Genomic DNA, 22,511 nt, shown 5'->3' on the forward strand with positions numbered 1-22,511 from the left:
GGTCAGGTGGCGGCGAAGGTCTGGAACCGCTTCAGCACGGCGTCGCGGTGCTGACCCCACCACTCGCCGTTCTGCATGAACTGCACCTCCAGGTTGTCCGGGTGGGAGGGCAGGGTCTTGGCGAAGTCCTTGTCCATCAGGTCAAGGGCCTTGCTGTTGGCCGGTCCGTTGGGGTAGTTGCTCCACACCGCGGCCTGCACCTCGGGCCGCAGGGAGTACTCCATCAGCTTGAACGCGGCGTCCTTGTGCGGCGCGCCCTTGATCACCGACCAGCTCGCCAGCTCGAACATGCCGCCGTTCCAGGTGAAGTCGACCGGCGCGCCCTGGTTCTTCAGCGCGCCGACGCGCCCGGAGAAGATGCTCGACGCCGCCACCTGCTCACTGACCAGCATCTGCCCCGGCTGCGCGCCCGAGACCCACCACTGCGGCACGTGCGGCTTGAGCCGGTCCAGGCTGCCGAAGGCGCGTTCGACGTCCAGCGGATAGAGCCGGTCGGCGGCCACCCCGTCGCCCAGGAGGGCGAACTCCATGTCCGGGGGCACGCCGTTGTCGGCGCCGCGCAGGGTCCGCCGGCCGGGGAAGGCCCGTACGTCCCAGAAGTCCTGCCAGCCCCGCATGCCCCGCTTCGCCCAGGGCGCCTTGGTGCTCCAGGCCAGCACCACGGAGAACAGGTAGTAGGTGAGCCAGTTGCGGTCGGCATAGGAGGGATCGACCCCGGGGATGTCGAGCAGCCGGTCGGGCAGTTTCTCGAAGTAGTCCCGGCCGATCGGCAGCACGGTCCCCGGCCCGCCGGCGATCACGTCCCACTCGATGGTGCCGGTCTCGACCATGGCCTTGATACGCGCGCCCGTCGGCGGACCGGCCACCACCACCTCGATGCCGGTCTCCTTGCTGAACGGATCGAAGATGTACTTCTTCTCCGCCTCGACCAGTGCGCCGCCCCAGTCGGCCACCACCACGCGGTCGCTTCCCCCGCTCCCCGAGGAACCGGAACCGCCGCCGCACCCGCTGACCAGCGTGGCGGCGGCCAGTCCCCCGGCCAGCGCCGTACCGCGGGTCAGCAGGTCCCGGCGGGTCATGAACAGACTGGAACGGTCGGATGGGAATCTGCCCGGCGATGCCTTCATGGCGAGCCTCCTGCTAGCTTCCGAGAAGCATGCCCGACACGATCGCCGACCGTCAGTGAGATGTCATCGGCTCAGTGTCACAAAGCCGTCACGGAGTCCATGTGTGCCGGTCACACCTCGCGGCATGGCGCGTATGCCGGTGCGACCGGCCCGGTCAGCCGACGAAACCGGTCACGACCAGCGGCAGCGACGCGTCGATCCCCGCCATGTTGAGCACACCCGCGTCCTTCGGGTCGCCGATCGTGTGGCCCGACGGGGTCAGCGTGGCGACGACCACCCGGACGCCGGGGTTGACGCCGTCGCGGTACGCCCGAAGGGCCTGCGATGCGTGGGCGCGGCCCGCCCAGGTCTCGTTGTCGGTGAACACCACGACGCCGTCGGCCGGCAACCGCTCCCGCCGCGCCCAGGTGAACGGGAGCGACAGGTCGGTGCCGCCGCCCGAGGGCCGCCAGGCGACGATCTCGCGCAGGTTGGTGCGCGGCGTCACCTTGGACGGGTGGACCCGGGTGTCGACGTCGATGACGTGCGCGCCGCCCCGCTCGATGCGGGCCAGCATGACCGCCATCGCGTTGGCGACCTCGTAGGGAGACCCGATCGGCGAGCCGCCCACCTGCACCCCGCCGCCCCACGTCATCGACCCGGAGGAGTCCACCGCGACCAGGAGCCGCCGCCCGCTCGGCGCCACGTTGCCGAAGGACAGCTCGTACGTCTGCTCCAGCGCGTCGAGGATCGCCGGTACCGGGGACCAGGTCTGCGCGCCGCCGCGCGGGTTCGGCCGGCTGCGCCCGCAGGCGTAGACGCGCATGGCGAGCCAGGCGTCCATCGGGTGGATGCGGGCGCGCAGGATCGCCTCGCGGTCGGTGAGCCGCCGCACCGCCCGCGAGGTGGCCGCCGCCATGGGCTTGAGCGTGCCGATCCGCGTCATGCGGGCCAGGTTGCGGATGAGCGCCGTCATGCCGATGGTGTCCACGAGCGCGTCCCACACCTCCGGCTCCCTCAGCATGGCGTCGGGCAGGAACTCCCACGGCACCCGCGCCTCGGTGACCACCCGGACCGCCTCGCGCACCGAGGTGACCGCCTTGGCGGTGCGGAACCGGTCGATCGCGGGCAGCTCATCGCGCGCCTCGTCGTCGCCGACGTTTCCGGCGATCCACCCGAACAGCGTGCGCCGCTGCGGCGAGTCGGCCCGCGGGTGCGCGATCCGCAGCGCGTCGCGCAGGTCGAACGCCTCGCCCTGCGGGGTCTTGCGCCGCCGCGCCTTGCAGGCCCGGAAGGCCACGTCGTCGGGGGTGCCGTCGAGGAACCACGACGCGAGCGCGGTACGCAGCGAACGACCGGCCACCGGCGCGCTGCCGCGCGAGGTGACCTTGCCGCCGAGGTTCTTGTGGTAGCCGAAGAAGCAGGCCAGGTGATCGGTGGTCCTGGCGACCTTGGCCAGGGCGGACTTCGCCGCCTGCCGGGTGGCCGGGTCGCCGTGCGCGTAGCAGGCGGCCAGCGCGAACAGCGCCGGGCGGTTCTTCGGCGCCCGCGGCGGCCGGGCCGTCGAGACGGCGGTGAGCAGCGCGACGACGCGCGGGCCGTCCGCCGCGATGGCCTGGAACAGCACGCCCGCGTTCTGCGCGGTGAGCCTGTCCTCGCCCACGTAGTAGGTGCCGCCGGTGGTGCCGAGGATCAGGAAGTCCTCGACGCGGGCCCACAGATCCTTGGCGAACACGTAGCCGCCGGCGGCATTGCGGACCTGGTCGGTGCGTCCGGGGATGGGCCGCCGCTGCGGCGTCGCGAACGCCGAAAGGCCCGCGAGGGGATCATTCGCCATGATGCGCTCCTTTCATTCGACCCCGCCGCCCTCTGCTCGCCGGTCCGGCCGGAAGCACGGATGTGGGGATCGCGACCGGTTCTTACGGCCCGGTGCCACTGCGCCACACGAGGATGTGGACCTCGTGGCGAGGAATCGATCCCCGCGACCTCCGGATCCGTAATCGATGACCGATCGAATTCGACCCGTGCCTCCGGCGGAACCGACGAACGATCAGGTCTGGAACCGGCACGGACACGGCGGCGCACACCGGTGCAAGGTGCTCTGACCAGCCGAGCTGCCTGGGCCGGCCGGACCCCAGGGCGGGACTCGAACCCGCGACCGCCCCAATGGGAATTGACGACCGACGCGCTTCGACCCGTGCCGGCGCCGGACCTGATCGGCTCGCGAGGCCATGAGAGAACGCGGATATGGAAAGCGGGCACCGGGTGTGTCTTTGTTACAGAAAGATGACCGACGCCCATTCGACCCGCGTCTCCCAGGTCTCTCGAACCACTTCTCATATTAGCGGCGCGCGTGCCGCGGCACATCCGATTATTCGGCGCACTGGAAATGCCGTCCTTTTGACCGCCTCTGCCGTGCCCGTCGTGATGTCCGGGGCCGATCTCGGGGGCCCTCGGTCGGGGGCGCCCCGCGAAGGTGATTCTTCTCTCATCGCGGTCGCTCTGATCGCCGATCGGCCGGGCCGACGCCGGGCATCGCCCGAGCGGGCGGCGGTTCCAGGGCCTTCCCCGGCGGGCACGACGCCCGCAGCCCCTCGACGCGCCGCCGGACGGTTCTCGCTAGCATGGAGATCCCCTCCGGCGGGCGGGGCGGCACGTACCGCTCACCTGGGGCCATGGCGCGGAACGGCCCCTCGGACGACCTGAAGATCATTGTCTGCCGCCGGTTAAATCCAGATGACATCTCCCATCACATGCCGGAATGTTGAGCACGGTCGATGAGTTTTGTCGGTGGCGTCCGGCAGGCTTTTGTACGACCGCAACCGCTTGAGACCGACGGCTGGGCCACCAGCCACGAGACGTTATGCCCGCAACCCTGATCGAGGTTTCCCTTGTCCTCCCCACAGCTCGACTCACCTGTCACGCCCGCCCCTGCCGCTCGAGGTCGCACGCCGGCCGTGATCCGGCTGCTGGTGCTCGCGACGTTCGTGGTCATCCTCAATGAGACGATCATGATCAATGCGATTCCGCAGCTCATGGAGGCGCTGCACATCACCGAGCAGACGGCGCAGTGGCTTTCGACCGCCTTCATGCTGACCATGGCCGCGGTGATCCCCATCACCGGGTGGTTCCTGCAGCGGGTGTCCACCCGCCAGGCGTACACCACGGCGATGGCCCTGTTCCTGCTCGGCACCGCGCTGGCCGGCGTCGCGCCGACGTTCGAGGTGTTGCTCGGCGCCCGGATCATCCAGGCTTCCGGCACCGCGGTGATGATGCCCTTGTTGATGACCACCCTGATGCAGGTCGTGCCGGAGTCCGACCGGGGCCGGGTGATGGGCAATGTCACCCTGGCCATCTCGGTGGCGCCCGCGATGGGCCCGACGATCTCGGGGTTGATCCTGCAGCTCGGGTCCTGGCGGCTGCTGTTCGCCGTGGTGCTCCCCATCGCCGCTCTGATCACCTGGGGCGGCCTCAGCAAGCTCAAGAACATCGACGAGTCCCACTTCAGCACCGTCGACTGGTTCAGCGTGGTGACCGCCGCGGCCGGCTTCGGCGGCCTGGTCTACGGGCTCAGCAAGTTCGAGGGCGGCGACGCCGGCCTTGCCATCGGCATCGTGGCGGCGGGGCTGCTCAGCATCGGCGTCTTCGTCGCCAGGCAGCTCTTCCTGCAAAAGCGCGGCACGCCGCTGATGGACCTGCGCACGCTGCGCCACCGCACCTACACGATCGCGCTGATCATGATGGCGATCGCCTTCATGGCGATGCTCGGCTCGATGATCCTGCTGCCGCTGTATCTCCAGAACATCCGCGCGCTGAGCCCGCTCCAGACCGGCCTGCTGGTGATGCCCGGCGGCCTCGCGATGGGGCTGCTCGGCCCGACCGTCGGCCGGCTGTTCGACCGCTTCGGCGGGCGGGTCCTGGTCATCCCGGGCGCGTTCGGGATCATGATCGCTCTGGCCGCCTTCACCCAGGTCACGATGACCACGCCGTTCTGGCTGCTGCTCGCGGTGCACGCGCTGCTGATGATCAGCCTGGCCGCGACCTTCACGCCGGTGTTCACCCTCGGGCTCGGCGCGGTTCCCCCGCACCTCTACTCCCACGGCAGCTCGATCCTGAGCACCCTCCAGCAGGTCGCCGCCGCCTTCGGCACCGCCCTGGTGATCACCATCATGAGCGCCCGGGCCGAGGCCCTGAAGGCCACGGGGGTCACCCAGGTGGCCGCCACCCTCGACGGCATGCGGCTGGCCTTCATCGTCGGCGCCGTGCTGTCGGTGGCCGTGGTCATCACCGCCCTGCTCCTCCCGGCCCGCGCGGAGCACGCGGCCGACCACGAGCACGCCGATGAGCCCGACCTGGCCACCGAGATCGACGAAGACCGGTCGGTGAAGGCGACCTCCCACTAGCCCCGGCGAGCCTGCACAGCCCTCGCACCCCCCACCCTCCGGCTCCGGCGCATGATCACAATCCCCTATCGCCGGGTATCGCGCCGGACCTCCTGGCCGATGTCCTTGATGTGAGGACACCGAGCCTGGCCTGGATCGGTCACCCTGTGACCGTCCTCGCCGTGGTCCTGCTGCCGCTCAACGATCACCTGTTCAAGGCGTGGTGGCCGGGACCGGTGACCGGAAAACTCAGCGACGTGGCCGGGCTGATCATCGCCCCGCCCCTGCTCGACCTGCTCATCCGCCGCCCCCTGGTGTCCACCGCGCTCACCGGCGCGGGGTTCATCCTGGTCAAGACCACCCTGGGCGGCGCCGCCCTGGCGTCGTACGCGTGGTCGGCGCTCTGGGGGCCCGCGCAGGTCATCGCCGACCCGACCGACCTGCTCGCGCTGCCCGCCCTGGCCGTGGCCTGGTGGGCGCGGGGCCGCCCGCACCCCCGTGCCGTACGGCAGGCCCGGGCCGTGATCGTGATCCCCTTCGCCGTACTGGCCGTGGCGGCGACGAGCGCCGTGCCCGTCATGCTGCCCGACAGCGCGTACGCCGCGGGCACGTACGACGGGGCGATCGTCGTGGCGGTCAGCGGCGGCGAGGCGTACCATCCCACGAAGACGATCTTCGCCTCCCGCGACGGCGGATGGTCGTGGGCCGCGAGCGGCGGCCTGCGCCCGCCCGTCGTACGGACCTCGGCCTGTGTGCCCGGCGAACCGGACCACTGCTATCGGATCGTCCCCGGCCTGCTCAAGGTCGAGCAGTCGGCGGGCGGCCTGTGGACGACCGCCTGGGAGGTCTCCCCCGGCGACCAGGACAGGCTGGCCAGGGCGCACGAACCGCGAGCCCCGGATCGTGCCGGGAAGGTCGCGTCGCTGGGCATCGCCGTGCAGGAGGCGCCCGGCGGCCATACCGTGGTGGTGGCCAACGGCGTGGACGGGATCGTCCTGCGCGACACCGGCGGCGGATGGCACCGGCTGGGGTGGGCGGGCCCGGCGGGGTTCGCCGCCGCGAAGGCGGTCGCGCTGACCGCGCCGGGCAGGTACCACAAGCTCGTTCCCGGCATCGCGCTGCTCGCGGCGCTCGCCGCGGCCCTGGCGGCGCTGGGCTGCGCGGCGGGGCGGTCCACCTTTCCGCTGGCCGCGCTGACCATGCTGGCCGGAGGCTACTACTGCCTGGCGGGATTGAACACACCGATCCTGTTCAACCCCGCGGCCGTGCTCTTCGGCCTGCTCCTGCTGGCGGGCGGTCTGATCTGGGCCGCGACGATCCGCGCGCTCCGCCGGGTCCGGCTGCCGGCGTGGGGCGTCGTCATCGTCACCGGGTTCGCCGAGTACTACGCGGTGATGGTGCCCTACCGCCTGTGGAGCGCGGGTCTGATCGGCCACTACCACCAGGCCACCGGGCTGGCCGTGCTACTGGGCGGGGCCACGGCGGCGACAGCCGCGCTCACCTTGCTCCGCCACGGTGCCCGGAGGCGGGCGGCGGCCGAGACCGATGGCCGGTGACATCGCCCAGGCGTTACGCCCCCGATCGGGTGGCACTTCCCCGGCCGCTTCCGGTGCCCTCATGGGCACGCAGCATCCGTAAGCGAGCAGCGCCCCGGCCGCGAGAACCCGCGTGATCGGCATGGCCGCCTCGGTGGTCGCCGTCAGTGCGGGAATCCGGCCGCGCCATTGCCGCCGGCCTTTGGTGCTGCGGTGGTCAGGATTCCGGGGAAGGCCGGTAGAGCCCGATCTGCTGGTAGACGGCCTTGATATAGCGCAGCATTTCCGCGGCGTCCGGTGGGGTCGGCTGGAGTACGCGCCACGTCACCGCGCCCACCATCATGTCGATCAGTACGTCGGGATCGGCGTCCGCAGGCACCGCGCCGTCCTTCTGGGCGTGCCGGAGCATCGCGGCCGCGAGTTCGCGGCGGGGCAGGATGTGGTGTTTCCAGTAGGCGGCCATCAACGCCGGATGGCTGACCGCCGAGCCCATCATCCGGGCGGTCAGCGCGCGAAACTCCGGACTGGCGGCCGTCTCCGCCGCCGCGGGAAGCATGCGCTCGATGATCTCCTGCGGTGCCATGGCCTCGACATCCTCCGGGGAGGGGACGAGGTCACGGGGGATCGTCTGCTCGACGGCCTGGGCGATCAGCTCCTCCTTGCTGCTCCAGCGGCGGTAGACGGTGAGCTTGCCCACGCCCGCGCGCTTGGCGATCTGCTCGATGCTGGCGCCCTCCACCCCGCGTTCGATGAACAGCTCCAGCGCCGCCCGCAGGATCGCGGTGTCGGTCTGCGGGTCGCGGGGCCGTCCGCGTCCTCGGGCAGCGGTCAATGGAGTGCTCCGTCCAGCCATCGTGCCAGCTCGGCAGGGCCGCCCTTGCAGGCCAGGTGGGCGTCCGGGCGTACGAGCACAGCGGGCAGCGAACGGCCGGCCGGCCGGAGGAGCACGACCTGGTCGCCGAGCCGGTCGCGGGCCGCGTCGAGGGCGTCCGGGCCGCCGAGTACCGCCCAGCGACCGCGCAGTTCGGCGTGCAGCCGGGTGGGGGCGCCGTCGAGCCGTTCGCAGGGCAGGTCGGGGATGCGGTCGCCGGGCCGGGGCCGGCCGCCACGGCCGCCCAGCGGGCCGCGACGGTAGCTGACCCAAAGCTGCGAGGTCCCGTAGGTCACCCATCGCTGGAGCCGTCCGTAGTTGGAGATCGGCAGCAGTACCCGGTCGCGCAGGAAACGGCCGACCGGCCCGGCGGCGATGTTGATCTTGGTTTGCGCGGTGCTGCCGCTCAGGACCTTGGTGGCCAGCGGACGCCGCTCGGCCTCGTAGGTGTCCAGCAGAGGCTCACCGGCCCGGCCCTGGATCACCAGGGCCAGCTTCCAGGCGAGGTTCTCCGCGTCGCCGAGCCCGGTGAGCATGCCCTGCCCGCCGAACGGCGCGTGCGCGTGCGCGGCGTCCCCGGCCAGCAGGACGCGTCCGCGCCGGTAGGTGTCGGCCAACCGGCGGTGTACCTGGAACAGCGACGCCCAGGTGGCCTCCAGCAGCCGGATGCGGATCCGGCCGGTGCGCTCGGGCAGGACGCGCCGCATGCGCTCGACGATCTGTTCCTCGCTCGGCCTGCTCTCGCGGAAGGCGGGGTCGTAGGCGAGCAGCCGCCACTGGTCGCCGGGCATGGGCATCGCGCCCAGCATGCCGTCCGGGTGTACCCAGCCGCTGGTCCCCGAGCGCTCCAGGGTCGTGTCCAGGCGGGCGTCCACCAGCAGGAAGCGCTCGCTGACCTTGACTCCGGGGAAGCCGATGCCGGCCAGCCCGCGCACGGTGCTGCCGGTACCGTCGCAGCCCACGAGCCAGCCCGCGCGGATCACCCGGCCGTCGGCCAGCGTCACGGAAACGCCGGAGGCGTCCTGCTCGGCCGCCACCAGCCCGGTGTTCCACTCGGGCCGCCCGCCCAGCCGGGCCAGGCGGTCGCGCAGGGACGCCTCCACCCGGGCCTGGGAGATCACCATCGGAGGCGCGGCGGTGCGCAGCCCGGGGTCGCCGAACCGGATGCGCGTCATCGGCCGGTCCCCGGCGTACGTGGTGATCGTCATCGCCCGCAGCGACTCCTCGGCCAGGCCGCCGAGGGCGTCGAGCCGATCCAGGACCTCCGAGCCGCGCGCGTGCACGAAGTTGGCCCTCGACGTGGTGGCGGGCCCCTGGGCCTTGTCCACCACCCGCACCGAGACGCCGTGCTGGAGCAGCGCACAGGCCAGCGCCAGGCCCACCGGCCCGGCCCCGGCCACCAGAACGTCGGTGTCCATGAGCCCTCCCCATTAATTAACGATACCGTCCCGTAAACAAAATAGACGGTGGGCCGGCCGGTGTCCATCGCCGGCTACCAGGGCCAGGCGGGATCACCGGTGGCGGCCTGGGACACCTCCCACAACCGCTCGCGGGCGGCGTCGTCGCAGGCGAAGGCCGGGGCGCGGACCGGGCGGAGGTCTTCGTCCACGTACGGCGCGGGCGGGCCCTCCGGCGTCGTGGCCAGGCGGGCGTAGGTCCGGCCGAGGTGTTCGGCGGGGACGTCCATCCGGTTCTTGGGGGCGTACAGGGTGCGCAGCAGCCAGGGCATGGCCGCCACCCGGCCGGGGTCCAGGCGTACGGCGGGCACGGTGGCCCTTGGCCGTGTCGGCCAGGGTCATGGGCCGCGGGTTCCCCGGTCTCCTCGACCGCTGGGACCGGGGGAACCGCGCGTCCGGTGATGGGCCGGCGTCAGCCGGTGGTGTGCGCGATGAGTTCGGCGAGCAGGGTGTCCCAGGCGTGTCGCGGTAGTTCGTGGCCGACGCCCTCCAGCGGCACCAGCCGGGCGCCGGGGATCTCACGGGCGAGGGCCACGCCGTTGCCGTACGGGAAGAACCGGTCGTGGGTGCCGTGCAGCACCAGCGTGGGCGCCTTGATCTCGGCGAGGCGTTCGCGCCAGCGGGCGCCGTGGTCGATGAAGGCGATGTTGGTCAGGCTCGCCGCGACATCGGGGGTGCGGTCGAAGGTGCGCTCGGCCACCGCGCGCCGCGCGGCCTCGTCGATCGGTGCGGTGCCCGCGAAGAGCCGGTCGGACTCCACCAGGTGCTCGATCACGCTCTCCCGGTCGTTCCAGTCCGGCTCCGGAGCGCTCATCATCCGCTGCATCAGCTCGGCGTCATGCTCGGGCAGGTCCGCGTCCGCCGGGCCCGGGGCGGTGGGCCGGGTGCCGATCAGGGTCAGGGACGTCACCTTCGCGGGGTGGTCGAGCGCGGCGAGTTGCGCGATCCAGCCGCCCACGGAGAACCCGGCGACGTGCGCCGCGGGCAGGCGCAGCACGTCGAGCAGGCCCATCGCGTCCGTGACGAGATCCCGCAGGGTGTACGGCGCGGCGCGGTGGCCGTAGGAGACCGACCGGCCGGTGTCGCGCATGTCGTACCTGATCACGAAGCGGTCCTCGGCGAGGCGCCGGCAGAAATCGCCGGGCCAGGTGAGCATCGACGAGCCGATGAGGAGGACCGCCGGATCGTCACGATCGCCGAAGGTCTCCAGGCACAGGTCGGCACCGTTCACGTGGGCCACCGTCTGAGTGTCCTGCGGGTTCATCGCCACCTCCAAGTCGTGGGTCATTCCTTTCATCGGTAGGACAATCCGGAGGTGCCAAAGGAATCGGAGGCGGCGGAGGTCACGGCAGCCGGGGTGGCAGCGCGAACGACGGGAACAGCCCGGTGGCCTCCAGGAACGTGGTCACGCCGATGATCCGCCCGCCCGACACGTCCGTGACCACCAGCGCGAACGGCTCGTGGCCGCCCTCGCCGCTCGGGCGGTACTGCCCGAACGCCGGCGAGCCGTTCGCGACGGTGGGCACCAGCCGCGCGCCACGGCACGCGCCGCCCCCGCCGAGGAGCACCCGGCGGATCTCCTCCCGGCCGCGCAACCACCACGGGAACGGCGGCATCGACATGGTGGCGTCCTCGTGCAGCAGGGCGACCAGCGCGTCGAAGTCGTGGCGCTGGAAGGCGTCCACGTACCGTGCCAGCAGTGCCCGCTGCGCCGCGTCCGCGGGCCGGTACGGCTCCGGTTCGATGACCTCGCGGCCGGCGAGGGCGGCCCGCGCGCGCTGGAGCGTGCTCTTGACCGCCGCCACCGTGGTGTCAAGGGACGCGGCGACCTCGTCCGCCCGCAGGGACAGCACGTCGCGCATGATGAGGACCGCGCGCTGGCGCGGCGTCAGGTACTGTAGCGCCGCCACGAACGCCAGACTGATCCGCTCCCTGGACACCACCAGCTCCGCCGGGTCGCCCCCGGCCGCGAGCGGCAGGTCCGGGATCGGCTCGATCCAGACGGCCTCGGGCAGCGCCGCCTGCGGCGGGGCCCCCGCCACGGCCGGGGAGGCGAGATCCATCGGGCGGGCCCGCCGCTGCCCGCTCTTCCGCATGTTGAGGCAGACGTTGGTGGCGATCCGGTACAGCCAGGAGCGCAGCGCGGACCTGCCCTCGAACGCGTCGAAGCCCTGCCAGGCCCGCGTCAGCGTCTCCTGCACCGCGTCCTCGGCCTCGGCGGCCGAGCCCAGCATCCGGTAGCAGTAGCCGATCAGCTCGGCCCGGTACCGTTCCAGCCACGACTCCCCTTCGGCCGGCCCGCGCTGTTCGTGCCGCGTCGCCGCCGTGAGATCGGCCACCCGCGATCACCCCCCTGACGTACTGCGGCTTCGTACCACCCCACCGTACAAAGGCCGGAAGTTGCGTCCGGCGGTTCCATGGTGTGCGGTAGATGGTGTGACACATGAGATGTTCGATGTCGTGGTGATCGGGGGCGGCCCGGTCGGGGAGAACGCGGCGGCGCGCGCGGCCCGGGGCGGGCTGAGCGTGGCCCTGGTGGAGCACGAGCGCTATGGCGGCGAGTGCTCGTACTGGGCGTGCATGCCGAGCAAGGCCCTGCTGCGGCCGGGCAACGCGCTCGCCGCGGCCCGCAGGGTGCCCGGCGTCCCGGTCGGTGACCGCCTGGACCCTGGCCCGATCTTCAAGACGCGCGACTCCGTCGCCGCGAACTGGGACGACGGCGGGCAGGAGCAGTGGGTCCGGGACACCGGGATGACGCCGGTCCGCGGCTTCGCGAAGATCACCGGAAAACGCGAGGTCACGGTGGGCGATCGGGTGCTGAGGGCCGAGCACGCCGTCGTGGTGTGCAGCGGCAGCGTGCCCAGGACACCGGACTTGCCGGGTCTCGCGGACGCCCGGCCCTGGACATCGCGGGAGGCCACGTCGGCCAGTGCGGTGCCCGGCCGGTTGGCCGTGCTCGGCGGTGGCGTGGTCGGTGTGGAGATGGCGCAGGCGTGGGCGCGGCTGGGCTCCCGGGTCGAGTTGATCATCCGCGGTGAGCGGCCGTTGCCCGGTTTCGCCGGTTTCGCGGGTGACGCGGTGGCCGACGGCCTGCGGGCCGACGGGGTGACCGTTCTCCAGCGGACCGAGGCCAGGAGCGTGTCGCGGAGCGACGGCGAGGTGCGCGTCGAGCTGTCGGACGGGCGGGTGGTGACCGCCGACGAGCTGCTGGTGGCCACCGGACGCAGGCCCGCCACCGACGACCTCGGGCTCGACACGATCGGCCTGACCCCCGGCGGCCCGCTTGAGGTCGACGATTCCGGGCTGGTCAAGGCCGTACCCGGCGGCTGGCTGTACGCGGCCGGCGACGTCACCGGGCGTGCGCCGCTCACCCACCAGGGCAAGTACGCCGGGCGCGTGGTCGGCGACGTGATCGCCGCCCGCGCCGCGGGGACCGACGTGCCGGAGCGGCCCTGGACCCGGTTCGCCGCCACCGCCGACCACCATGCCGTGCCGCAGGTCGTGTTCACCGACCCGGAGGTGGCCTCCGTCGGCCTCGCCGGCGCGCGGGAGCCCGCGCACCGCGAGGTCGAGATCGATCTGGCCGTCGCGGGTTCCACGCTGCACGCGGACGGCTATCGCGGGCGGGTCAGGATCGTCGTGGACACCGAGCGCGACGTGCTCGTCGGCGCGACCTTCGTGGGTCAGGACGTCGCGGAGATGGTGCACGCCGCGACGATCGCCATCGTCGGGGAGGTCCCGCTGGCGCGGTTGTGGCATGCCGTTCCGGTCTTCCCCTCGATGAACGAGGTGTGGCTGCGGCTGCTGGAGGCGTACGGGCTCTGAGCCGGGCGGGCCGCGCCTACCGAGGGCGTACGACGGCGACCGGGCACTTCACATGGTGCAGTACGGCGTGGCTGACCGAGCCGAGCACCGCCGAGGCCAGCGCGCCGCGTCCCCGTGAGCCCACCACGACTAGGTCCGCCGACTCTGCCGCCTTGATCAGGGCGGCCGACGGGTGATCCCGGGGCTGCTCGTCGGTGATGATCACGTCGGGGTCACGCCGCCGCCATTCGGCGACGCGCTCGCCCGCCGCCCGGACCTCGTCGCCGACGACGTCCTCCAGCAACCCCTGGTAGGCGACGGCATAGGGCGGATAGACCGGGATCTGGCAGGCAGACACGACGTGCACCTGAGCGCCGCGGGCCCGGGCCTGCTCGACGGCGTACTCCATGGCCGCCCGCGAATGCTCCGACCCGTCGTACCCCACCACCACGCGCCCGTACTCCACCGCGCGCGGAGCCCGGACGACCACGACCGGCCCGGCGGCGTGCCCCGCCACCGCCATGCTCACCGAGCCCAGCACCATCCCGGTGAACCCGCCGAGCCCCCGGCTGCCCAGCACCAGGCCGTCCGCCGACTCCGACTCGCCGATCAGCTCGCCGGCCACGTCCCCGATGAGCAGTTCGGCCGACACCGTGACGTCACGGGTGAGATCGCGCGCCCGGTCGGCGGCCTCCAGCGCCCCGCCGCAGTGCTCGATGCCCAGGTTTCGCCGCCACGGCTCGCACACGTGCACGACCCGCAGGTCCAGGCCGCGCCGCTGGGCGTCGAGCGCGGCCCACTCCACCGCGGCGTCGGACGGGGCGGACCCGTCCACACCGACCACGATCCGTCCGGCCATGACAGGTCTCCTGCCCGCTCAGCGCCCGCTTACCTCCGGCTCCGCGGAAAGAACCGGCCGGCGGCGTCAGGCCGGAGGAGCGGGTAGCAGGCCGCGTACCAGGGCCTGTATCCCCTTGTCGTAGGTGTCGCGGCCGGTCAGCTCCGTCCAGCGGGGGCCAAGCGCGGCCAGGCGCGGGAGCCGGGCGGGGTCCAGGCTTTCGAACACCTGGCTGCGGTGGGTCGGCCTGTCGTCCGCGCGGCGGCGCGCGGCGGCCGCGCGTGCGGAGATCTCGCCCGCCGTGTAGTGCCAGATGATCCGGTACGCGTCCACGGCCTCTTCCGACGTGAGGCCGGCCTGGACGGCCGCGTCGATGATCTCCTCCGGGTACCACAGGGCGCGGGCGGACATCAGGTCGTCGGCCCTGAGCAGTTCGACGATCCACGGCACCTCCATCAGCGCCTCGCGCATGGCGTGGGCGGTGGCCATGACCCGCTCGGCGGGGCCTCCCCCGGCCGGCGGCTCCGGGCGCGGCACGCCGGCGGCGTAGTCGTCGAGGAGCATGAGGAGCAGTTCGTCCTTGTCGCGTACGTGGCGGTAGAGCGCCATCGGCGTCGTCCCGACCTCGCGGGCCAGCCTGCGCATGGTCAGGGCCTGCGCGCCCTCCGCGTCGATGACCCGGTAGGCCGCGGCGAGGATGTCCGTCCTGGAGATTCTGGGAGGTCGTCCCGTACGCGCCGGCATCCTGCCATGCTACTTTGTCTACATGTATACAAAGTCCCCCTGGACCGCCGTGTGCGTTCTCGCGTTCGGCGTGGCCATCGGCACCGTGCAGATGACCGCCGTGGTGCCGCTGCTCCCCGCGCTGCAACGCGAGCTCGGCACGACGCTGACCTCCGCCTCCTGGACACTGACCGCCTCGCTGCTGTCCGGAGCGATCGCCATCCCCCTCCTCTCCCGCCTCGGCGACCTGTACGGCAGGCGGCCCATGGCCATCGCCTCCCTCGCCTTGCTGGTCGCCGGATCGATCGCCGCCGCCCTGGCCACCACGCTGCCCTGGGTCATCGCCGGGCGGGTGCTCCAGGGCATGGCCGCGCCCCTGCTGCCGCTGGCCATCGGGATCGCCCGGCAGCAGGTGCCGCGCGAACGGCTGCCCACGGCGATCGGCGTGCTGAGCGCCATGATGGGCGTGGGCAGCGGCGGCGGCATGATCCTCGCGGGGCTGGTCGGAGGCGGCTACCAGGCGTTGTTCTGGATCCTGGCGGGCCTCGCGGCCCTGAGCGCGGCCCTTGTCGCCGTCTTCGTACGCGAGCCCGTCCACCGGCAGGCCGGTGCGCGCCCCGACTTCGCGGGCGCGGCGCTGATCGCGGCCTGGCTGGTCTGCCTGCTGCTCGCCGTCAGCAAGGCGCCCGGCTGGGGCTGGACTTCGGCGGCCACGCTGGGGCTGCTCGCCGCGAGCGCCGCGCTGTTCGCGGCCTGGGTGCTGTCGGCCAGGCGCACCACTTCGCCGCTCATCGAGATCCCGATGCTGCTGCACCGGGGGACCGTCGGCGCGACCGTCGCGTCCCTGCTGCTCGGGTTCGCGTTGTTCGGCGTCATCACCACGCTGTCGGCCGTGGCTCAGCAGAAGCTCGGCGCCTCGGTACTCCAGGTCGGCCTGTACCTGCTGCCGACGGCGCTGCTGATGCTGGTGGTCTCGCTGCTCGCGGGGCGACTGATGCGCCGCTTCACGGCGTCGTCGCTGGTCGGCGCGGGATCGGCGGTCGTGACCTGCGCGGCGATCTGGCTGAGCGTCGCGCACGGGTCACCGGCGGATCTGTACGGGGCGGCGAGCGTGCTGGGCCTGGGCATCGGCCTCGGGTACGCCGCGCTCGGCACGATGGCCGTCGAGCACGTCGAGCCCGCCAAGACGGCGGCGGCGGGAGGCGTGAACGCGCTGGTCAGGATCGTGGGGAGCAGCGTGGCCGGCGCGGTGACCGGGGCGGTGCTGCCGAGCGCCGGGGCGGGCTGGAGCTTCGCCGCCGCGGCCGTCGCGGCCCTGCTGTCGGCCGCCTTCGCCTTCGCGCACGGCACGCTCGGCCGTACGCCGGCGGCCGTGGCCGGGGAGGCGGCGTGACCGGCGAGCGGGCGGTCGCCTGGGGCGACGAGCCGGTGAAACCGCACGCCACGTTCCGCCGCCCGCCCCGGCACAGGGCCTGGCCTAGCTGTATTTGAACAGGTCCTGCTTCAGGTTCATCTCCTTGAAGAGGTAGTCGCGTGAGTTCTCCAACCGGCGGGTCAGCCGGCCGAGGTCCGCGTCGAGCAGGCGGCCACGCCACTTACGGATCTTGCCTGCGACGATCACGGTCTCCACGTTGGTGCGGTCCATCAGCGACACGACCGCTCCGGGCACGCTGTTGAGCGGCGCGACGTTGAGCGCGGTGGCGTCGAGCAGCACGATGTCGGCCTCCTTGCCGGGCGTGAGCGTGCCGGTCTTGCCCCCCAGCCCGAGGTGGTCGGCGCCGTTGATGGTCCCGTACCGCAGCACGTCGCGGACCGTGAGGAGGGGCGGCGTACCCTCGGCCGGCTTCGGCCAGTCGTCCGGCGGCTCCCCGCTGCCCTGATCCAGGACCATCTGGTTGACGACCATGCGCTGCATGGTCATCGCGGAGCGCATCAGCGTGAACGGGTCCGCGGCCATCGTCGTCTCGACGTCGGAGCTGAGGGAGGGCTCCATGCCTAGTTCCTGCATCTTGATGATCGGCGGTGTGCCGTGCCGCATGTTCATCTCGATCGGGAAGGCGATCGAGACGTGCGCGCCCGCGTCCCGGAACTTCTTCCAGATCTCGTCGGACAGGCCGGTCATGTGAATGAACGTGTTGTCCGGCCCCACCTTGACACCGCCGGTGCCCCGGGCGATCTTCTCGATGACCGGCCGCATCCCGAACGAGCCGACCGCGTGCGCGGCGATCCGCACGCCCAGCTCACGGGCGATCGTCCAGGCCCGGGTGTACACCTCCTCGCCGAGATGCACCTCGCCGCCCATGATCATGGTCACGAGCTGGTCGTCCGAGGAGAACCACCGGCTCCTGAGCCGGCGGGCGTCCTCGGGGTACCGGGCCCCGGGGCGGCCGTCGCCCTCAAAGTAGCCGAACGCGGCACGCCGCCCGGTGTCGATCAGCGCCTGGACCGCCGCGTCGCTGTGCTCCGGGGAATGGTGGATCTGCGACACGTCGAGCACCGTGGTGACACCCGCGTCGAGCTGGGAAAGCCCGGCGAACAGTTCGTTGATGTAGACGTCCTGCGGCCGGTACTTCTTGGCGAATCCCTGGAGAATGTGCTCGGTGTAGTTGGGGAACGCGCTCGGCGAGCCCGACTTGTCGTCGAGCAGCAGGCCATTGGCGAGAAAGGCCCGCTCGGCCGTCTCGAACATATGGTGGTGCGTGTCCACGAAACCCGGCATGACAATGCGCCCGCGCGCGTCGATGACGTCGGCCCCGGAGGCGTTGACATGAGGCTTGACCGCGACGATCCGCTTGCCCTCGACCAGGACGTCGGCGGACTCGAAATTCCCCACCTTCGGGTCCATCGACATCACCGCCCCGCCGCGGATGACATATCGGCGTCCCCGGCCGCCGGTGTTACTCGGTGGTGCCTGGTCACGGGCCTGGGCCGCGGCCGGGGGCGCCGCGAGCAGGCCCGCGCCCGCGATGGCGGCGGCCATTGTGGAGTTCTTCAGAAAGCCACGACGCTCGAATCGCCGAGTGGCGTTCTCCGGCCGCTCTTCTTCATCCTGCGAGCTGGACATGAGGGTTTCTCCTTGCGGGAAGACTGGTCACGATGCGCTGGCGGCGGGCACGGCCCGCAGCGGGGCGAGGGCGGCACTCCAGGCGACCACCTGGCCGATCATGGTCTCCAGGGGTTCGAGCTGGTGGTCGGCGGGCTTGAAGACGGTCATGTCCTCGAACTCGGTCAACAGGTTGAGCATGACCTGCTGGCGAACGTCGGCCAGGTGCAGATTGCCGGCGATCGACCGCAGGTGCTCCACCGCGCGGGCCCCACCGGCCACTCCGTAGGAGACGAAGCCGACCGCTTTGTCGGCCCATTCGGCGAACACGAAGTCGATGGCGTTCTTCAGCACGGCGGGAATGCCGTGATTGTATTCCGGCGTCACGATGATGAAGCCGTCGTACGACGCGATGACGCTCGCCCATCGCTTGGTGTGGTCGTTCTGGTACCTGCCCATCGCGGGCGGGAACTGCTCGTCGAAAAGCGGGAGCGGGTGGTCGCGGAGGTCGATGAGTTCAAAGGTGGCGTCGTCGCGCAATTCGGCGTACTGGAGCACCCAGCCGGCCACCTGCTCGCTGTTACGGTGCTCACGTGCACTGCCCAGAATGATGCCTATGCGGGTCATCGAAGTACGTTGCCTTTCTGCCGGTCGTCCCGAAGCCACCGCACGACGGCACACCGCACGGTGTCCACGGGAAGGCCCTCCATCGAGTTGATGTGTCTACTGGATACAGGCCATCGAGTAGACATGTCAACTCGCTGGTAGGATGAGCGGCATGGCGCAGCTTGGATTGACCGACCACGAGCTCCACGCATGGCGGACGTTCTTCCGGATGGTGCTGCTCCTTCCGGCCCGCCTTGAGAGGCAACTCCAGGCCGGCAGCGGCCTGTCCAACGCCGACTACATGGTGCTCGTCCTGCTGGCCGAGGCGCCCGGCAGACGAATGCGCTCCTATGAGCTCGGCCGGACCGCGGGCTGGGAGAAGAGCCGCATGCACCACCAGCTCACCCGGATGAGCCGCCGCGGCCTGGTCACCCGCGAACCATGCGGCTCCCGCGGCATCTACGCCGTGCTGACCGACGAGGGCTTCGCCGCGCTGAAGAAGGCGGTGCCCGGCCACGGCAAGGAGATCCGGCGTCTGTTCATCGACCGCCTCACCCCCGAAGAACTCGACCGGTTCGCCGGGCTCGCCGCCAAGATCCTGGACGGTCTGGACGCGGACCAGCCGCCCCCCGAGTGAGCGCGCTCAGCGCGCGTCTTCCGCGACGAGCGCCGGCGCCTCCACCTCCAGCAGCAGTTCCGGGCGGAAGAGCGCGGCCACCTGGACCGCGGTGCCGGCCGGGGGACGCTCGGTGTCGACGTACGCGCCGCGCTCGTCCCGCTGACCGGCATGCAGGTCGAGATCCGGCATGTGCCGGCCGAAGGCGATCATGTCGTGGTGCACTCGCGGCGCAGGCCGCCGGGTGCCGGGTGCCGGGCCGGGGACCGAGCCGGGGATCGAGGTCGTCGACATCTGGCGGCTCGACGAGGGCCTGATCGCGGAGGCGTGGGAGATCATCGAGCCGGTGGCCCAGGCGTCGGCCAATCTGACGTGGTGGGAACCCGCTGATCACTGACCCGGCCACGAGCCGGAGGCCGCTGCGTAGCGGCGGGCCAGGTGGGCGAAGGCGGCTTTGAGCTCGGCCGGGCCGACGACCTCGATGCCGGCGTCGAACCTGCCGATGGCCGCGGCCAGGCCGGCCCACGACCACGAGCCCAGGACGAGCCGGCAACGGTCCGGGCCGAGTTCCTCGACGGCTCCGTCGCGGGTGTAGCCGGACACGGTGGCGGCGGGCAGGTCGAGGATCACCTCGCCGACGCACGGCCAGTCGCCGGAGCCGTCCGCGCCCCGGAAGCGGCCGGTCACGAAGGCGGCCACCTCGCCGCCGGGCACTTCGCGCGGCGTGAAGCGGGGCCCGGCCGGGGTCCGCGGACTGATCCGGTCCGCCCGGAAGGTACGCCAGTCCGCGCGGTCGAGATCCCAGGCCACGAGGTACCAGCGCCCGCCCCAGGTGACGAGGTGGTGCGGCTCCACCCGGCGCGAAGTCCGCCCGCCCGCGTCGCCCGCCGCTCCTTCGTAGGTGAAGCGCAGCACCTCGCGGGCGTGGACGGCGGCGCTGAGCGCCGTGAGGACGCCGCCGCCGACCTGCGGAACCGGTCGGGCCGGAGGCGGTTGCACGGCGGTGACCAGCAGGGTGTCGATCCGGTGGCGCAGCCGGGCGGGCATGACCTGCCGGACGGTGTTCAGCGCACGCGCCGCGGCCTCCCCGATGCCCGCACCCGTGGCGCCGGCGAGCTGGAGCGCGACGGCCAGGGCCACGGCCTGCTCGTCATCGAAGAGCAACGGGGGCAGCTCCGTTCCGGCCTCCAGCCGGTAGCCTCCGTCGGGGCCCTTGATCGCCATGATCGGATAGCCCAGCTCGCGCAGGCGGTCCACGTCACGGCGCACGGTACGCGGGCTGATGTCCAGCCGCTCGGCCAGCAGCGCCCCCGGCCAGTCCCGGCGCACCTGGAGCAGGGAGAGCAGCGCCAGCAGCCGCGCTGAAGTCTTCGGCATGGGCCCATATTGCCCCAGGTAGCGGCCATACCCTGGCCGCTTCCCCTGCCACTGTGGTCCCCGGACAAGAGAAGGGATCGCATATGTCCGTCAATGTTGTGACCCACCTGAACTTCCGGGGTGACGCCCGCGCGGCGCTCACGTTCTACCGGTCCGTGTTCGGCGGGGAGCTGGCCGTGGTGACCTACAAGGACGCCGGGAACGTCCAGGAGCCGTCCGAGGCCGACCAGGTGATGTGGGGCCAGGTGGCGGCCGGCAACGGCTTTCGGGTGATGGCCTACGACGTGCCCTCGCGCCTGCCCTGGGACCAGGGCGAGAACGCGTTCTTCGTGTCACTGCGGGGCGAGGCGGCCGAGGAGATCACCGCGTACTGGAAGGGGCTCTCCGACGGCGCGGCCGTTCTCCAGCCGCTGGGGCCCGCGCAGTGGGCACCGCTGTACGGGATGCTGAAGGACCGGTTCGGCGTCACCTGGGTCGTGGACGTCGTCGGCGAGTACACCGCTCCCTGACCTCGGAAACCCGGACGGGCGGCCGATCACGGCTCGGCGGCGAGCACGTCGGCGACCATGCGGATCGCCTGGTCGTCGTCCTGTGCGATCTCGTTGACGTGACCGGCCAGGAGCAGCAGCGTCGCCTCGACCGCGTTCATCTCGGCCCGCATCCACGGGCCGTACTGGGCGCGCCACAGGTTCGGTGACAGGCCGACGCCCGCCGCGACGATCAGGCCGGCCATGGTCGGGATGGCGGCGTCCTCGACGGCGTTCATCACGTGCAGCCCGTCGACGACGTATCCGAGGACGCTGCCGAGCGCTTCGGCGGAGTCGTCCCCCTGGTGCTCGTACGCCTGCCGCAGCCAGTCCACGTACACGTAGACGAGCGTGCCCGCGCCTACGATGACCTGGTCGAAGTCGGCTCCGTCCAACTGGGCGGGCCGCCCGTCGATCAGCAGGGTGCGGGCGGACGCCGGGTCACCGGAGCGGATCATGCGCAGGTGCTGGTCCAGAATGCCCAGCACCGTGTCCACGTCGCCGATGCCGGACGAGCCCGCGCTGAGAGGGGATGACATGGCTCGCTCCCTTTCGATGGGTGAGCGGATGGATACGCTTGGTGACCGCAACGCCGAATTGCACAGTAGCCGGAAAGCCGCCCGTCCGGGGCGAGGTCCGCGGAGATTGACACCCATCCCCCATCGCGGACCGCCGGCGATCGTACGGAACGCGTCGTCGCCGTACCGGCAGGGCGGGAGCTGACCGGCGACCCGGTGCCTTTCCCGGTGCGCCCGCTGGAGTCGCTGACCGTGACGCTCTTCCTGGCCCGGCCGACCGGCCCGGCCACCTTCCACATGGGCGCCACCGCCACCAGCTCCGCGCCCGTGGCGATCACAGGTCCGACGTGAGCGGGCGGCCCTTCACCGACCACCCACTCCTGGTACTACCTCGCGGGGGTCGACGTCACCGGTGCCGCCCGGCGGCCGAGCGGCGTGGTGGCCCTCGGCGACTCGCTCACCGACGGAGGAGGCCGTATCGACGCCAACGATCGCTACCCCGACGAGCTGGCCGAACTCCTCGTCCGGCAGGGCCGGGCACGCGGCGTGCTCAACGACTCCCCCTGCTTGGGCGACAAGGCGCTGACCCGGTTCCGGCGCGACGCGCTCGACGAGCCGGGCGTGGGCACGGTCGTGGTGCTGGAGGGGATCAACGACATCGGCCTCAGCGAGTCCGAGCACTTCTGCTTCACGCCCAATCCCCGCGTCACCGCGGCCGAGCTGATCGCCGGGCACCGCGAGCTGATCCGGCAGGCGCGCGCCCGGGGGATCAAGGTGATCGGCGCGACGCTGCCGCCGTTCAAGAAAGCCGCGTACTTCACCGAGCGCGGCGAGCGGGTGCGCGACGAGCTGAACCACTGGATCCGCACCTCGGGCGCGTACGACGCGGTGGCCGACCTCGACCGCGCCATGGCCGCGCCCCGTGACAAGGACCTGCTGCACCCCGCCTACGACAGCGGCGACGGCCTGCACCCCAACGAGGCCGGCAACCGCGCGATGGCCCGGCGGATCGCCGCCGCCCTGCCCCGATAGCGGTGCCGCCGATACCGGAGATCGCGGAAGGGCCGGCGGCTTGATCACCTTGCGCGGCGAGACGGCCTGGTCGTCC

Annotated in this window: 23 protein-coding genes; 9 read left to right on the forward strand and 14 right to left on the reverse strand. The window is 71.9% G+C overall.

What is annotated here, in order from left to right; translation table 11 throughout:
- Positions 1 to 2 precede the first annotated feature (2 nt).
- Positions 3 to 1,079 carry an ABC transporter substrate-binding protein gene (locus ACH34R_RS35905; protein ID WP_397566044.1) on the reverse strand — a complete coding sequence of 359 codons (1,077 nt, stop codon included), beginning with the start codon at positions 1,077 to 1,079 and terminating at the stop codon, positions 3 to 5.
- 202 nt (positions 1,080 to 1,281) lie between these two features.
- Positions 1,282 to 2,943, reverse strand: a complete 1,662-nt coding sequence (locus ACH34R_RS35910) for a TROVE domain-containing protein (RefSeq protein ID WP_397566045.1) — start codon at positions 2,941 to 2,943, stop codon at positions 1,282 to 1,284.
- A 1,120-nt stretch (positions 2,944 to 4,063) separates the two neighbouring features.
- On the opposite strand from ACH34R_RS35910, the gene ACH34R_RS35915 reads away from it, so the two are divergent.
- Together ACH34R_RS35915 and ACH34R_RS35920 are read left to right on the forward strand one after the other, a co-directional pair.
- Positions 4,064 to 5,509, forward strand: a complete 1,446-nt coding sequence (locus ACH34R_RS35915; RefSeq protein WP_397566046.1) for an MDR family MFS transporter — start codon at positions 4,064 to 4,066, stop codon at positions 5,507 to 5,509.
- 110 nt (positions 5,510 to 5,619) lie between these two features.
- The gene (locus tag ACH34R_RS35920; protein ID WP_397566047.1) at positions 5,620 to 7,044 is read left to right on the forward strand and encodes a hypothetical protein; all 1,425 of its coding nucleotides are present in this window, start codon (positions 5,620 to 5,622) and stop codon (positions 7,042 to 7,044) included.
- Between the two features lie 196 nt (positions 7,045 to 7,240).
- On the opposite strand, the gene ACH34R_RS35925 is transcribed toward ACH34R_RS35920, so the two are convergent.
- The 5 genes from ACH34R_RS35925 to ACH34R_RS35945 form a co-directional block, all read right to left on the reverse strand.
- On the reverse strand, positions 7,241 to 7,855 hold the full coding sequence (locus tag ACH34R_RS35925; RefSeq protein ID WP_397566048.1) for a TetR/AcrR family transcriptional regulator: 615 nt from the start codon (positions 7,853 to 7,855) through the stop codon (positions 7,241 to 7,243).
- The gene (locus ACH34R_RS35930) at positions 7,852 to 9,312 is read right to left on the reverse strand and encodes an FAD-dependent oxidoreductase (protein WP_397566049.1); all 1,461 of its coding nucleotides are present in this window, start codon (positions 9,310 to 9,312) and stop codon (positions 7,852 to 7,854) included. The genes ACH34R_RS35925 and ACH34R_RS35930 overlap by 4 nt, the downstream gene beginning before the upstream one ends.
- A 74-nt stretch (positions 9,313 to 9,386) precedes the next feature.
- A complete protein-coding gene (locus ACH34R_RS35935; RefSeq protein ID WP_397566050.1) occupies positions 9,387 to 9,662 on the reverse strand; it encodes a hypothetical protein in 276 nt (91 codons plus the stop codon).
- A gap of 101 nt (positions 9,663 to 9,763) precedes the next feature.
- The gene (locus tag ACH34R_RS35940) at positions 9,764 to 10,648 is read right to left on the reverse strand and encodes an alpha/beta fold hydrolase (RefSeq protein ID WP_397566051.1); all 885 of its coding nucleotides are present in this window, start codon (positions 10,646 to 10,648) and stop codon (positions 9,764 to 9,766) included.
- A gap of 46 nt (positions 10,649 to 10,694) precedes the next feature.
- Complete coding sequence (locus ACH34R_RS35945) at positions 10,695 to 11,690, reverse strand: sigma-70 family RNA polymerase sigma factor (RefSeq protein ID WP_397566052.1); 996 nt, start codon at positions 11,688 to 11,690, stop codon at positions 10,695 to 10,697.
- A gap of 97 nt (positions 11,691 to 11,787) precedes the next feature.
- On the opposite strand from ACH34R_RS35945, the gene ACH34R_RS35950 reads away from it, so the two are divergent.
- A complete protein-coding gene (locus tag ACH34R_RS35950; RefSeq protein WP_397566053.1) occupies positions 11,788 to 13,176 on the forward strand; it encodes a dihydrolipoyl dehydrogenase family protein in 1,389 nt (462 codons plus the stop codon).
- Between the two features lie 16 nt (positions 13,177 to 13,192).
- On the opposite strand, the gene ACH34R_RS35955 is transcribed toward ACH34R_RS35950, so the two are convergent.
- Positions 13,193 to 14,014, reverse strand: a complete 822-nt coding sequence (locus tag ACH34R_RS35955) for a universal stress protein (protein WP_397566054.1) — start codon at positions 14,012 to 14,014, stop codon at positions 13,193 to 13,195.
- Positions 14,015 to 14,080: 66 nt separating this feature from the next.
- The gene (locus ACH34R_RS35960; RefSeq protein WP_397566055.1) at positions 14,081 to 14,737 is read right to left on the reverse strand and encodes a TetR/AcrR family transcriptional regulator; all 657 of its coding nucleotides are present in this window, start codon (positions 14,735 to 14,737) and stop codon (positions 14,081 to 14,083) included.
- A gap of 22 nt (positions 14,738 to 14,759) precedes the next feature.
- Here ACH34R_RS35960 and ACH34R_RS35965 point away from each other — a divergent pair, with 22 nt between their 5' ends.
- Positions 14,760 to 16,109 carry an MFS transporter gene (locus ACH34R_RS35965; RefSeq protein ID WP_397566056.1) on the forward strand — a complete coding sequence of 450 codons (1,350 nt, stop codon included), beginning with the start codon at positions 14,760 to 14,762 and terminating at the stop codon, positions 16,107 to 16,109.
- An 84-nt stretch (positions 16,110 to 16,193) separates the two neighbouring features.
- Here the strand turns inward: ACH34R_RS35965 and ACH34R_RS35970 are convergent, their stop codons facing one another.
- Together ACH34R_RS35970 and ACH34R_RS35975 are read right to left on the reverse strand one after the other, a co-directional pair.
- On the reverse strand, positions 16,194 to 17,780 hold the full coding sequence (locus ACH34R_RS35970) for an amidohydrolase family protein (RefSeq protein ID WP_397566057.1): 1,587 nt from the start codon (positions 17,778 to 17,780) through the stop codon (positions 16,194 to 16,196).
- A gap of 27 nt (positions 17,781 to 17,807) precedes the next feature.
- On the reverse strand, positions 17,808 to 18,386 hold the full coding sequence (locus ACH34R_RS35975) for an NADPH-dependent FMN reductase (RefSeq protein ID WP_397566058.1): 579 nt from the start codon (positions 18,384 to 18,386) through the stop codon (positions 17,808 to 17,810).
- A gap of 151 nt (positions 18,387 to 18,537) precedes the next feature.
- Here ACH34R_RS35975 and ACH34R_RS35980 point away from each other — a divergent pair, with 151 nt between their 5' ends.
- Positions 18,538 to 19,002, forward strand: coding sequence for a MarR family winged helix-turn-helix transcriptional regulator (locus ACH34R_RS35980; RefSeq protein WP_397566059.1), 465 nt, complete (start codon positions 18,538 to 18,540; stop codon positions 19,000 to 19,002).
- A gap of 6 nt (positions 19,003 to 19,008) precedes the next feature.
- On the opposite strand, the gene ACH34R_RS35985 is transcribed toward ACH34R_RS35980, so the two are convergent.
- Positions 19,009 to 19,194 carry a RidA family protein gene (locus ACH34R_RS35985; RefSeq protein WP_397566060.1) on the reverse strand — a complete coding sequence of 62 codons (186 nt, stop codon included), beginning with the start codon at positions 19,192 to 19,194 and terminating at the stop codon, positions 19,009 to 19,011.
- On the opposite strand from ACH34R_RS35985, the gene ACH34R_RS35990 reads away from it, so the two are divergent.
- Complete coding sequence (locus ACH34R_RS35990) at positions 19,193 to 19,378, forward strand: hypothetical protein (RefSeq protein ID WP_397566061.1); 186 nt, start codon at positions 19,193 to 19,195, stop codon at positions 19,376 to 19,378. The two genes, ACH34R_RS35985 and ACH34R_RS35990, sit on opposite strands and share 2 nt — an antisense overlap.
- Here the strand turns inward: ACH34R_RS35990 and ACH34R_RS35995 are convergent.
- A complete protein-coding gene (locus tag ACH34R_RS35995) occupies positions 19,372 to 20,358 on the reverse strand; it encodes a helix-turn-helix transcriptional regulator (protein WP_397566062.1) in 987 nt (328 codons plus the stop codon). The two genes, ACH34R_RS35990 and ACH34R_RS35995, sit on opposite strands and share 7 nt — an antisense overlap.
- Positions 20,359 to 20,441: 83 nt before the next feature.
- Here ACH34R_RS35995 and ACH34R_RS36000 point away from each other — a divergent pair, with 83 nt between their 5' ends.
- Entirely contained in the window at positions 20,442 to 20,867 is a 426-nt protein-coding gene (locus ACH34R_RS36000; RefSeq protein WP_397566063.1) for a VOC family protein, read from the forward strand.
- 26 nt (positions 20,868 to 20,893) lie between these two features.
- On the opposite strand, the gene ACH34R_RS36005 is transcribed toward ACH34R_RS36000, so the two are convergent.
- Entirely contained in the window at positions 20,894 to 21,424 is a 531-nt protein-coding gene (locus tag ACH34R_RS36005) for a hypothetical protein (RefSeq protein WP_397566064.1), read from the reverse strand.
- 195 nt (positions 21,425 to 21,619) lie between these two features.
- Here ACH34R_RS36005 and ACH34R_RS36010 point away from each other — a divergent pair, with 195 nt between their 5' ends.
- Entirely contained in the window at positions 21,620 to 21,754 is a 135-nt protein-coding gene (locus ACH34R_RS36010) for a hypothetical protein (RefSeq protein WP_397566065.1), read from the forward strand.
- An 87-nt stretch (positions 21,755 to 21,841) separates the two neighbouring features.
- On the forward strand, positions 21,842 to 22,435 hold the full coding sequence (locus ACH34R_RS36015) for a GDSL-type esterase/lipase family protein (RefSeq protein WP_397566066.1): 594 nt from the start codon (positions 21,842 to 21,844) through the stop codon (positions 22,433 to 22,435).
- The last annotated feature ends 76 nt before the right edge of the window (positions 22,436 to 22,511 follow it).

The organism is Spongiactinospora sp. 9N601, from assembly GCF_044326295.1.
Classification (GTDB): domain Bacteria; phylum Actinomycetota; class Actinomycetes; order Streptosporangiales; family Streptosporangiaceae; genus Spongiactinospora; species Spongiactinospora gelatinilytica.